The 11,455-nt window shown below is 46.7% G+C and carries 13 protein-coding genes; 12 read left to right on the top strand and 1 reads right to left on the bottom strand.

Annotated elements, in window-relative coordinates; translation table 11 throughout:
* The first annotated feature begins 219 nt into the window (after positions 1–219).
* From QT984_RS19650 to QT984_RS19595, 12 genes are all read left to right on the top strand, one after another.
* Positions 220–1,065, top strand: a complete 846-nt coding sequence (locus tag QT984_RS19650; protein ID WP_333055740.1) for a hypothetical protein — start codon at positions 220–222, stop codon at positions 1,063–1,065.
* 3 nt (positions 1,066–1,068) lie between these two features.
* Positions 1,069–2,598, top strand: coding sequence for a glucose-6-phosphate dehydrogenase (gene zwf, locus QT984_RS19645; protein WP_333055741.1), 1,530 nt, complete (start codon positions 1,069–1,071; stop codon positions 2,596–2,598).
* Between the two features lie 162 nt (positions 2,599–2,760).
* A complete protein-coding gene (opcA, locus tag QT984_RS19640; RefSeq protein ID WP_333055742.1) occupies positions 2,761–4,125 on the top strand; it encodes a glucose-6-phosphate dehydrogenase assembly protein OpcA in 1,365 nt (454 codons plus the stop codon).
* Between the two features lie 521 nt (positions 4,126–4,646).
* Complete coding sequence (locus tag QT984_RS19635; protein WP_333055743.1) at positions 4,647–6,137, top strand: cobyrinate a,c-diamide synthase; 1,491 nt, start codon at positions 4,647–4,649, stop codon at positions 6,135–6,137.
* Between the two features lie 151 nt (positions 6,138–6,288).
* Entirely contained in the window at positions 6,289–6,780 is a 492-nt protein-coding gene (locus QT984_RS19630) for an ureidoglycolate lyase (protein WP_333055744.1), read from the top strand.
* 99 nt (positions 6,781–6,879) lie between these two features.
* Entirely contained in the window at positions 6,880–7,800 is a 921-nt protein-coding gene (locus tag QT984_RS19625; protein ID WP_333055745.1) for an FkbM family methyltransferase, read from the top strand.
* On the top strand, positions 7,785–8,069 hold the full coding sequence (locus QT984_RS19620) for an amidohydrolase family protein (protein ID WP_333055746.1): 285 nt from the start codon (positions 7,785–7,787) through the stop codon (positions 8,067–8,069). The genes QT984_RS19625 and QT984_RS19620 overlap by 16 nt, the downstream gene beginning before the upstream one ends.
* A gap of 26 nt (positions 8,070–8,095) precedes the next feature.
* On the top strand, positions 8,096–8,404 hold the full coding sequence (locus QT984_RS19615) for a hypothetical protein (protein WP_333055747.1): 309 nt from the start codon (positions 8,096–8,098) through the stop codon (positions 8,402–8,404).
* A gap of 11 nt (positions 8,405–8,415) precedes the next feature.
* Positions 8,416–8,868: a hypothetical protein gene (locus tag QT984_RS19610; RefSeq protein WP_333055748.1), complete on the top strand. Its 453-nt coding sequence runs from the start codon at positions 8,416–8,418 to the stop codon at positions 8,866–8,868.
* A gap of 150 nt (positions 8,869–9,018) precedes the next feature.
* Entirely contained in the window at positions 9,019–9,528 is a 510-nt protein-coding gene (locus tag QT984_RS19605; RefSeq protein ID WP_333055749.1) for a KGK domain-containing protein, read from the top strand.
* Positions 9,525–9,764: a DUF4089 domain-containing protein gene (locus QT984_RS19600; protein ID WP_445242990.1), complete on the top strand. Its 240-nt coding sequence runs from the start codon at positions 9,525–9,527 to the stop codon at positions 9,762–9,764. The genes QT984_RS19605 and QT984_RS19600 overlap by 4 nt, the downstream gene beginning before the upstream one ends.
* 13 nt (positions 9,765–9,777) lie before the next feature.
* Complete coding sequence (locus QT984_RS19595) at positions 9,778–11,238, top strand: AtzE family amidohydrolase (RefSeq protein ID WP_333374710.1); 1,461 nt, start codon at positions 9,778–9,780, stop codon at positions 11,236–11,238.
* An 11-nt stretch (positions 11,239–11,249) separates the two neighbouring features.
* Here the strand turns inward: QT984_RS19595 and rpsU are convergent, their stop codons facing one another.
* Complete coding sequence (gene rpsU / locus QT984_RS19590) at positions 11,250–11,444, bottom strand: 30S ribosomal protein S21 (RefSeq protein ID WP_006632476.1); 195 nt, start codon at positions 11,442–11,444, stop codon at positions 11,250–11,252.
* Positions 11,445–11,455: the final 11 nt, after the last annotated feature.

Below are 11,455 nucleotides of genomic sequence, written 5' to 3'. Positions count from 1 at the left end.
GGGAAAATTTGAGACCAATTGGTCTCAAAAATCCGACAGAGGAAAATCAAATCCCGATTACTTTGGCTCTTGGCGCTAAGTTTTGAATCTCGAACCGGGAAAATTTGAGACCAATTGGTCTCAAAAATCCGACAGAGGAAAATCAACTGCCTTCTCTAGCAGAAATCTCGCCAGAAGATCCAACTCGAATTTTCCATCTCCGACCGCTGAGGAATTGCCATGCAAACTATCAATACCCTAGTAGAAACCGAATATGGCACTGCCCAACTTGATGTAGCTGAACGGACAAGGCTTCAAGAACTAGAATCCATTGTCGAACATGGACTTCAGATATTTTACGAAGTTGGCAAAGCCCTTGATGAGATTCGGGAAGAGAAACTGTACCGTGAAACTCACAAGACTTTTGAGGCTTATTGCCTTGACAACTGGGGCATCGGAAGACGGACAGCAGATCGATTTATTTCAGCAGCGCAGGTTGTCGAAAATTTGAGACCAATTGGTCTCAAAATTCCGACAAAGGAAAATCAAGTCCGTCCTCTAACAGGATTACCCCCAGAGCTACAACTCGAAATTTGGCAAGAAGCTCTGGAGTTATCGCCTAATAGTATGCCCACTGGTGCAGCAGTTCAGCGCCTGGTAGAGCGGCGATTTCCTTCAAACGGAAACGGGCGAACGCCTAAAGATAGTGCTTCGGAAGTCGAGAAGTTGCGATCGGACAATCAGCGGCTCAGAGAGCAAATCCGACAGCAAAACAGAGAAAGGGATAGGCGTGCTGCTGCTGTGGCTTTAGAGTTAGAGCAGTTGCGCTCAGAGAATAGGCAGCTAAAAGCTGAACTGCTACAGCGGGATAAGGATTGGGAAGTTCGACTGGCTTTTGAGAGGAACAAAATTCGCGAGGAGGTTAGGGGAGAACTCAGAGAGGAACTTAAGGCTGAACTCAGGGAAGAAATCAGAGCCGAAATAAAATCTGAGTATCAGGCTCAAATTAAAGAATTGACGGCTAAATATGAAGCCATAATTCAGGATTTATCAGTAAGGTTGACAGCTATGGAAGGAGCAAAATAAGAAATGGTCGCAATACTTGAAAACCCACTGCGCGTCGGTTTGCGAAAAGAACGAGTGCCGGAACCACAAATTCTGGTAATCTTCGGAGCTTCTGGGGATCTGACCCAGCGCAAACTGGTACCTGCAATTTATCAGATGAAGCGCGATCGACGCTTGCCACCGGAAACTACCGTGGTGGGAGTAGCCCGCCGCCCTTGGAGTCACGATTACTTCCGCGAGCAAATGCGCGAAGGCATAGAAGAATTTGGCGGCGGGATTGGCAATGAAGAATTTTGGCAAGAATTCGCTAAAGGTTTGTACTACTGTCCGGGCGACATAGACAACCCCGAAAGCTATCAAAAACTAAAAGCTTTCTTAGCGGAAATCGACGAAGAAAGGAGAACTCGCGGCAATCACATATTTTATCTCTCAGTTTCCCCGAACTTTTTCCCAGAAGCAATTAGGCAACTGGGCGCGGCTCAAATGCTGGTCGATCCAGTAAAACACCGCTTGGTAATTGAAAAACCCTTCGGCCGCGACTTGAGTTCGGCAAAAGCTCTCAACCGAGTCGTGCAGAAGGTTTGCCAAGAACAGCAAGTTTACCGGATAGACCACTATTTGGGTAAAGAAACTGTTCAAAATTTAATGGTGTTCCGGTTTGCTAACGCGATTTTTGAACCGCTGTGGAATCGGCAATTTGTCGATCACGTACAAATTACAGTTGCAGAAACAGTAGGCGTAGAAGACCGGGCCGGTTACTACGAATCCTCTGGGGCGTTGCGGGATATGCTGCAAAACCACTTGATGCAGATTTTCTGTCTGACGGCGATGGAACCGCCGAACTCGCTCGACGCTGACAGCATCCGCACCGAAAAGATGAAAGTTCTGCAAGCAACTCGCTTGGCAGATTTGAATAACTTGGAGTTCTCAGCGATTCGGGGTCAATATTCCGCAGGTTGGATGAAGGGCAAACAGGTGCCAGGATATCACGATGAACCGGGGGTGGCTCCCAATTCGACAACGCCGACTTTTGTGGCGATGAAGTTTATGATTGACAACTGGCGCTGGCAGGGAGTGCCTTTCTACCTGCGAACCGGCAAACGGTTGCCGAAAAAAGTTAGCGAAATTGCGATTCAGTTCCGCGAAGTTCCGCTGCTAATCTTTCAGTCCGCGGCCCAACAAACTACTCCTAACGTTTTGACTATGCGCGTGCATCCGAACGAGGGGATTTCGCTGAGGTTTGAGGCGAAAATGCCGGGGCCGGATTTGCGGACGCGGACGGTGGATATGGATTTCAGTTACGGTTCTTCGTTTGGGGTGACATCTTCGGATGCTTACGATCGCCTGTTAATTGATTGTATGCTGGGCGACCAAACTTTGTTTACCCGTTCTGATGAAGTGGAAGAAGCTTGGCGGGTGGTAACGCCGGCCTTGATGGCTTGGGAATCGTCCAACGACCAAGATTTGGTTCCTAAATACGAAGCCGGTACTTGGGAACCTGCGGAAGCAGAACTGCTAATTAACAGAGATGGCCGCAAGTGGCGAAGACTTTAAGAGCCATTAGTCAGCAGTCATTAGTCCTTAGTTATAGGTCAGCATTAGTATTAGTTATTAGCTAAGAACGGCTAACTAAGAACGGCTAACTAAGGACTAAGGACTAAGGACTAAGGACTAAGGACTAAGGACTAATAACTAATAAGAAAGGAGAAAAGATTTATGACGATGACACCGATGAAAGCTCCGCCTCTGGTTTCGCTACAAAGTCCTAAAGATGTGTCGATCGACCAAATAGAGGCCGAATTGAGTCAAATTTGGGAAAGTTACAGAGAATCGGGGTCGAAGGGCGATTTTCCGATCGCTAGTAGGGCAACAACTTTTACTTTTGTAGTCTACGAACCGGAAGAAACTCAGCGGTTATTGGCGGATCTGGGGTTTTACGACGGGCCGGTGGACGGTATTACCGGGCCGATGACGGCATCTAGCATCAGGGCGGCTCAAAAAGCTTATGGGCTGCCGAGAACAGGCAAAGCTAACGATGAATTGCTGGCGACTTTGCGGGAAGAAGTGGCTCGCAAAAATTCCACAGGCGAGGAGATGGGATCGAGTGGCTTGGGTTCCGGGGGTTCGGGGGTGGCTGACGCGATTGTGGCTGCCAATCCCTGCCGGATTATTGCTCTGTGCCCGACAGCGGGGGAAGATACGGGCGTGCAGGCTCAAGTGGCTGCTTATTGTCCGGTTCACAAGCGCACCAGTGGCAATCTGATCTGCTGCGAGTACATTACGCTGCGGGGTACGGAAGCTGCGCTGGAACGGGTGAGCGGCATTGTGACGGCGTTGACTATCGCTGATTTGCCGACGCTGCTGTGGTGGAAGGCGAATCCTGATGCCGATCGAGGTTTGTTCCAGCGGCTGGCGGCAGTTAGCAGTTCTGTGATTGTTGACTCTAGCAGCTTTGCTGAGTGTGAAGCTGAATTGCTGTTGATGCAAAGTCTGATCGAGGAGGGAATTCCGATCGCGGATCTGAATTGGCGCCGGTTGGCCGCATGGCAGGAGTTGGCTGCTGAGGCTTTTGACGCCCCGGAACGTCGCGCTGCGATTCGGGAAATCGATCGGGTGACGATCGATTACGAACAGGACAATTCTACTCAAGCGCTGATGTATTTGGGTTGGCTGGCGAGCCGGCTTCAGTGGCGTCCGGTTGCTTTCAAACAGGAAGAGGGCGATTACCACATCAAGCGAATTAAATTCGCGGGGCCGGACGAACGGGTTATCGAAGCCGAGTTGGCTGCTATTCCTACTGCTGATTCGGGCGATGTCGCGGGCGATTTGATTGCTCTGCGTTTGAATTCTACAAACGAAAAGGCTGACTGCGGTACGGTTCTGTGTTCGGAAGCGGGCGGCTGTATGCGGATGGAAACAAAGGGTGGCGCTCAAACCGATCGGTTTAACCAGGTGAGTCCTCTGTTCGATCAGGTGACGGAACAGTTGCTGGGTCAGCACCTCCAGAGTTGGGGCCGAGATGTGCTTTACGAAGAAAGTTTGGCAGTGACGGCTCAAATGCTGAAGTTAGCTAAGCGGTAAAAAGAAGTTCGGCAACGGATTGTGTAGCGGATGTAACGGATGTAACGGATGGATGGAATCAGGAGAAAGGAGAAAGGAATAAGCAAGACGGATTGAGTTAATATTCAGTGGGGCAGGCAATGTCTGCCCTACTTTTTTAGGAGTTATGAATTTTAAGTTAGGAGTTTTGAATTAATCCTGTTATTTAACTCAAAACTCTAAATTACTTCCCAAAAGCCACTAAATTACCTCTCTTCTTCTCATTCTTCCTGGGAGCATCTCATATTTGTAAAAATACTTCTTCTGGCTCCTTCCTTCTTCTGGCTCCTTCCTTCTTCCTCTTTCCTTCTTCCTCTTTCCTTCTTCCCCTTTCCTCCTGCCTCCTGCCTCCTGCCTCCTGCCTCAAAACTCCAATTTCTAGCGGAGGGCTGCAAAGGTGAGATGCTCCCTTCTTCCTTCGCGCCCTAGCGCTTACGCGCGGCTTCGCCTAACGCGTCTTCGCGGTTCGTTAAATATGTATTTTTTGTGAATAACCTAGAACTATGGCTTTAGTAATTGCTGGCGAACGCAGCGGTGCGGGAAAGACTACTGTAACGATCGCCCTTTTAGCTTATTTAATCCGTCGCGGCTTGAATGTTCAATCTTTTAAGGTGGGTCCCGATTACATTGACCCGATGTTTCATGCTTTTGTCACCGGTCGCCCCTGTCGCAATTTAGACCCGGTATTAACGTCTGAATCTTATGTAAAAAAGTGTTTTTCTCGTCATATTCAAGATGTCGATTATGCCTTAGTTGAAGGGGTGATGGGACTCTTTGATGGAGTGAGTCGAAGGAATCAGGAATCAGGAAGGCACGACACGGATTTTGACACGGATACACGGATTAATTATCGAAAAGAAGCAGGCAATTATGATTTTTCCTTTGCTTCTACGGCTCATGTTGCTTATTTGCTGAATTTGCCGGTATTGTTTGTGATAGATTGCAGCAGGCTCTCTGGTTCTGTGGCTGCGATCGCCCACGGTTTCCGTTCTTTTAACCCTGAACTTAAATTCGCTGGTTTGGTGCTGAATCGGGTGGCGAGCGATCGACATTTGGAACTGCTTCAAGATGCTCTAAAACCGCTCAATTTACCTATTTTGGGGGTTTTGCGTAGGGATGAGGCTGTTAGTATTCCCGATCGACATTTGGGTTTGATTCCTGCTGAGGAGTTGCCGAATCTTCATGCTGCGATCGATAAACTGGCTGATTTGGCTGCTGTTAGTTTTGACTGGGAGCAACTTTTGCCTTTGTTGGCTGCAACTCGAAATGAGGGGTCTGAGCAACTTTTGGGTAGGCACGGTCTCCCTTCGGGAATTATAACTCAAAAAGATGATGTTGTCAACTGTTTGGGAAAACAATTTGGAGTGAGGATTGCAGTTGCGCGCGATCGGGCTTTTAATTTTTACTATCAGGACAATCTTGATTTGTTGGAAGAGTTGGGTGCCCAGTTGGTATTTTGGAGTCCCCTTGATGACTCGGTGTTTCCTGACAATGTGCAAGGGTTATATTTTGGTGGCGGTTTTCCCGAAGTGTTTGCTCAAAAATTGAGCGGTAATGTTTTAATTCGGGATGCGGTAAGAAGGGCGATTTTTTCGGGAATGCCGACTTATGCGGAGTGCGGCGGTTTGATGTATTTGTGCGATTCTATTGTAGACTTCGATGGCATTTCTTGGCCAGGGGTGGGTGTGTTGGAAACTGCTGCTGCGATGGGTAAGCGTTTGACGCTGGGATACCGAGAAGCTGTGGCGGTGAGGGATAGTTTGGTGTTAACTGCTTTTGATGAGGTTTGGGGACATGAGTTTCATCGATCGCATTTAACTGTTGAACCGAGTAATCCAGTTTATCACAGTTGGAGGTATGGGAAGCGGGGGGAGGTTGAGGCGGTTGCTGAAGGTTGGGGAGTTTGTCAGGTGCACGCTTCTTATTTGCATTTGCATTGGGGGGCTCGGCCTGATATTCCGGCTCGTTTTTTGCAGCAGTGTGCTGATGCGTGATTGTAAGGGTGTTTTGGGCGATCGAGAAAGCGAACTGGATTTTTTTATTTAATTAACCGCAGAGGGCACAGAGGGCACAGAGAAGAGAAGAGAGAGGAGTTACTGTATTAAAATGTTTTTGATGGAAAGCAGGGAGGGGGTGTTGGGATTTATGAGCGAATCAATTTCGACTAAGCAGTTGTTTGCCCAATGGGTGACACGGGAGAATTTTCGGAGTTACGGTCAAGTTATCTTTACGGCTATTGATGGCAAGTCTTTCGATGCTGAGGATGCTCAGTTAAATTTGCAAAATGGTGTTCCTAGATTTTACATTATGCGGCTCCATAAGGAAGGTCGCAAGTTTCGCAAAATTACGCGGCACGTTCAATGTACTCAGTGTTTGGGTTCTTTGGATGGGAAGGATTGGTTGATGGCGGTTGCGCCTCCTGGGGATAGCTATAAACCGAGTTTAGAGGATATGGCTGCTTTTCGGATTCCGGGCAATTGTTTTATTAAGTTAGATGTGGGGACTTGGCACGCTGGGCCTTATTTTGATGCGGATTTTGTTGATTTTTACAATCTGGAATTGAGCAATACTAATGTGGTTGACCATTTTACTTTTGATTTTGTGAAAAATCACAATCTGGAGTTTGAGATTGTCTGAATTTAAGAAAAATTTATCGTAGAATTTTGATAGTATATCAACGAAGCTGATTATACCTGCTTAACCGTGTTTAATAGTTTTGGGAGAGGTCTAATAATTATGAATTATCCACTCTATTCTCTTTTGATTTTACCATATACGCGCCGGGAACTCCCTGGATGGGGAAAATTGATGACACTCACAGGGGTGTACCGGGATGATTTGTGGAAAAATGCTCCTATACGGGAGATTCGAGGCAAGTTCCACGGTTATCGGATGGCGATGGATCTTTCCAAGTGGAACGATCGCATGAGCTATTTTTTAGGCCGTTATTATGACTTGCCCACGCAACTTTTCATCCAAAATGCTGTACAGCCTGGGGACAGTTTTATTGATGCGGGGGCAAATACGGGCATGATTACTCTTTTGGCTGCTTATCATACAGGAACAACGGGATGCGTACACTCTTTTGAACCAAATCCTCTGGCGTTTCAAACATTAAAAGCTGCGGTAACAGACAATGAATTGCAGAAAGTTTCTCTGCACCAGTGTGGGCTTTCTAACGAGCGAAATGAACTGACACTGACAGTGCCTACAGATGTTACTGGTTTGGGTACTTTCGCTCAACTCCCAGAAAAAGATCGAAGTCTGATTTCTAATCAGTATCAAGTACCTGTGTATCGCGGAGATGAAATGCTCCCAGATAATCTTCCTGGTGCTACTTTTATTAAAATTGATGTGGAGGGGTTTGAGGTGAATGTGATTAAAGGTTTCTCCCAAACGCTGCAAAAGCTTCGCCCTGCGGTGTTGACAGAAGTTGTAGGAAGTCATCTGGAACGGGCTGGTTCAAGTGTAGCAGAACTTTGCTCTGTGATGGGTGACTTTGGCTATGAAGCTTTTAACTTGGAGGCGAAACGGGAAGGTTTGGGCCATCGGTTACAATTGTCTAAAGCGCAAGGAGGAAAGATGACTGATGATGTGGTTTGGCTGTATTCTGAGAGTCCTTTATTTTCTCGCCTGCAACAGTGGATGACACACTGATATTGCAGAGGATAAGAATTGCAAGTGCAGGGAAATCTAGGCTGATTTCCCTTTGTTTTAATATGGTCACTGTCAACGGTGCTAAAACTCTCAATCTGGGAGATGATAATTATGGGATAGATGCGGGAAAACCTGCAAATTTGATTGTGTTGGATGCTGAGGATTGTTATGATGCAATTAGGAGGCGCGCTGCGGTTCGGTATGTGATTTCGCGGGGTAAGTTGCTGGCGGAAACTGCACCTGCTAAAATTAGTTTTTATGGTATTTGACAAACAATATTTGAAGCTGTTAAACTATGAATCAAGGTGCTATTCCCGATGAGAGTCCGAGAAATTTGCAGGAGCAACTGCTACTGCAAGATGCTAAGGCTGGTAATTGCATAGTAATTCATTGCGGTACAGATAGATTGTTGGGCGATGCACGGAGACTTATTGCTGTTTATGGCGGGAATGCTGAAGACTGGGATAAAATGACAAGTATTGAGGCTTTTGAAATTAATGGAGCTTCCGTACAAGTCCATTGGTTTCGGAACAGTCAGACTCTTCAAGATGTGGAGTTTAAGTTCAAGCGACAGTATCCCAAAACAGCCCCTAAAAATCTGTAGGTAATCAAGTTATGAAAATTCGTTGTATTGCTAATACCGGTGAATCTCTCCCTGAAGAATATATAGATCCGCCACGCGGTTACACTAGAAAGGTTGAGTTACCGCTAACTATAGGCAAGGAATATGTTGTTTATGCTATCCGAGAATGGAAAGGGACTATTTGGTACTACATCTGCAATGATAATTATAGCTATTATCCCATCCATAATCCGGCGCCGATGTTTGAAGTGGTTGACAGCAGAATTTCTAAGTATTGGCGGTTTGAACTGTCGCCCAATGGATTGTTAATGATAGCGTTTGAACAGTGGTTTACTGACCCTTATTTTTATGATAAGCTGACGGATCAGGAAGAGGCGGAGGTTGAGATTTTTGAGAAGGTTAAGGAATTGATGGATGCTGAGGATTTTACTTTGCCTCCGCTGGATGTTGCCGTTGAGAGGTTGCGGGAAACTGTCAGTGTTTGAGTTAAAGACAAACATCGAAGCGGAGTGAGTTCATAAAATCTGCTAAGCAAGCAGACATAAAAAAGGTAAAGATAGTTGTATTCCTAGGGTAGACACTCTCACGAGAACATTTGTAACTCCTGCTTCTACACGCATGATATTTAAAGATACATGACAGCCTCAAATTTTATGAGTGATAAATTTCAACCACTAGACCGCGATGATGATGTATTGTTGTTCGACAACAATAATACATTTACAGTAGGAAAACTGAAGAATTTAATTAGTAAAGAATTTCAGGAAAAGTTTTTAATAAGTTATCAAAAAAAACCAAGTTATCGGGGTGATTCTTATGAAGAACGTACTGATATTAAATCCAAATTAAGCACTATCTCGTTTGATTCGGGAAATTTTAGATGCAGTGAGATTCAATGGAAATGTATAAAATCAGTAAATTGTAAAATTCTCAAAGTGGGTTCTGGAGGATGGCAGGAAGGAAAATTGAGAATGCAGGCAAAAGTCGTAAATTCATATTCAGAAAATGATGATTATAAAAAGTATAATAAAGCTGTTCTTGATATATGTATAGAATTCAGTCCCGATCTACCAAATGAACCTATATCACCTTTAGATGACATCAGACAATCCGAGGAATACAAAAAACTGAGCGATAATAAATGACAGCCCGATCGCCCTTACAATACAATAATCGATCGCACTCCAAGGCTAGCAAGAAAAAAATGACAAATATAGAAGAATATGTCGATCGCACCGCCGAACTGATAAACTTACCCTTAGACCCGGAACACCGCCCCGGTGTTGTGGTAAACTTAGAGACGATAGCTGCGATCGCCCGACTCGTTACTGAATTCCCTTTACCCCCAGAAGTAGAAGTCGCGCCGGTATTTGAACCCTGATTTTTAACCGCAGATGAACGCAGAGGAACGTAAATTTTTAGCACAAGCGGATGCAGTCGCCACAGCATCATCGGTTAAAAGTGGCAAAATTACAGCGACAGCGGTTGTGACTGCGGCATTAGAACGAATTGCCGATCGAGATAACGTCCTCAATTGCTTTACTGCAATCACTGCATCAAGCGCACTCGCAGCAGCCGAAAATATAGATAATTCGATCGCAAATAACCAAAACCCAGGCCCTTTAGCAGGCGTTCCCTTCGCAGTCAAAAACCTGTTCGATATCGGCGGAATTACTACTCTAGCTGGGTCAAAAATCAACGCTGACAATCCGACCGCTACCCAGGATGCGGCGGTGGTCGCCCGACTAAAACAAGCCGGGGCTGTGCTCGTAGGTACTCTCAACATGGATGAGTACGCCTACGGTTTCGTCACGGAAAACAGCCACTACGGCCCGACTCGCAATCCCCGCGATACTACCCGCATCGCTGGCGGTTCCAGCGGCGGTTCCGCAGCAGCAGTCGCCGCCGGTTTTGTACCCATCACCCTCGGTTCTGATACTAACGGTTCCATCCGCGTACCGGCTGCTTTGTGCGGTGTCTTTGGGTTTAAGCCTACTTACGGCCGTTTGTCCAGGGCTGGCGCTTATTTATTTTCGGGTAGTTTGGATTGTGTGGGGCCGTTTGGGCGATCGATCAGAGACATGGCGCTGCTGTACGATATCCTGCAAGGCCCTGATTCTCGTGACCCAGTTTGCACTCAACGCCCGCCAGAACTTTGTTCGCCGCAGTTAAATCAAGGCATCGAAGGATTGCGAATTGCTGTTGCTGACGGGTATTTCGCCACAGGGGCCGAACCGGAAGCAATGGATGCTGTAGAAATAGTTGCTAAAGCATTGACAAATGTCTTGGATTGTGGTAATGACACACAAAAAACAACAAACCCCCCAAAAATAGGGGGGCTTGCGACTGTCAGCATACCGGAATCCGATCGCGCCAGGGCTGCTGCATTTATCATTACCGCCTGCGAGGGCGGAAACTTGCATTTAGACAATTTACGATCGCGCCCTCAAGACTTCGATCCTGCCACGCGCGATCGTTTTTTAGCGGGAACCCTGATCCCTGCGACTTGGTACTTGCAAGCGCAGAGATTCAGACAGTGGTACCGCGATCGAATTCGCGAAATATTCCAACAAACAGACATCATCCTCGCACCCGCCACCCCGATAGCAGCCCCTGAAATTGGCGTCGAGAAAATGGTAATAGCCAGACAAGAAACAAGAGTGCGTCCCAATCTCGGACTGTTCACCCAACCCCTATCATTTATTGGCTTGCCCGTTCTTTGCGTGCCCGTACAGCGGCCCGGCGCTTTGCCCTTGGGGGTACAAATTATTGGTGCTCCCTACAGCGAAGCGGTGATTCTCCGAGTCGCTGCGGTACTAGAATCGCAAGGCATTATATCTGCCGAATCAATTTAGTGCTAATAATTCTAGGGTTTGTTGTTGCGGTGGAAGCGTCTCTTAGTCCTTCTGGCAATAGCTTTGCGCTTCTGCTTTTCCAACGGGGTTTCAAAGTGGCGGTGCTTTCTCATGTCGGGGAAAATGCCCGCTTTAGAAACTTGTCGCTTAAACCGTCGTAGGGCTGACTCAATCCCTTCATTTTCGCCTATTACAACTTGGGTCATTATTTCTCCTT

It is taken from the genome of Microcoleus sp. Z1_B2 (assembly GCF_036700325.1).
In the GTDB taxonomy this organism is placed as follows: Bacteria; Cyanobacteriota; Cyanobacteriia; order Cyanobacteriales; family Microcoleaceae; genus Microcoleus.
The sequence above is the reverse complement of the archived record's forward strand: the minus strand, read 5'-3'. Positions and strand labels throughout refer to the sequence as shown.

Bases quoted from the DNA above. Each gene is read 5' to 3' on its own strand.
- QT984_RS19595 (WP_333374710.1), top strand. From the start codon at position 9,778: ATGAACGCAGAGGAACGTAAATTTTTAGCACAAGCGGATGCAGTCGCC.
- QT984_RS19610 (WP_333055748.1), top strand. From the start codon at position 8,416: ATGAAAATTCGTTGTATTGCTAATACCGGTGAATCTCTCCCTGAAGAA.
- rpsU (WP_006632476.1), bottom strand. From the start codon at position 11,444: ATGACCCAAGTTGTAATAGGCGAAAATGAAGGGATTGAGTCAGCCCTA.
- QT984_RS19650 (WP_333055740.1), top strand. From the start codon at position 220: ATGCAAACTATCAATACCCTAGTAGAAACCGAATATGGCACTGCCCAA.
- QT984_RS19615 (WP_333055747.1), top strand. From the start codon at position 8,096: ATGAATCAAGGTGCTATTCCCGATGAGAGTCCGAGAAATTTGCAGGAG.
- QT984_RS19625 (WP_333055745.1), top strand. From the start codon at position 6,880: ATGAATTATCCACTCTATTCTCTTTTGATTTTACCATATACGCGCCGG.
- QT984_RS19605 (WP_333055749.1), top strand. From the start codon at position 9,019: ATGACAGCCTCAAATTTTATGAGTGATAAATTTCAACCACTAGACCGC.
- QT984_RS19600 (WP_445242990.1), top strand. From the start codon at position 9,525: ATGACAGCCCGATCGCCCTTACAATACAATAATCGATCGCACTCCAAG.
- opcA (WP_333055742.1), top strand. From the start codon at position 2,761: ATGACGATGACACCGATGAAAGCTCCGCCTCTGGTTTCGCTACAAAGT.
- zwf (WP_333055741.1), top strand. From the start codon at position 1,069: ATGGTCGCAATACTTGAAAACCCACTGCGCGTCGGTTTGCGAAAAGAA.
- QT984_RS19630 (WP_333055744.1), top strand. From the start codon at position 6,289: ATGAGCGAATCAATTTCGACTAAGCAGTTGTTTGCCCAATGGGTGACA.
- QT984_RS19635 (WP_333055743.1), top strand. From the start codon at position 4,647: ATGGCTTTAGTAATTGCTGGCGAACGCAGCGGTGCGGGAAAGACTACT.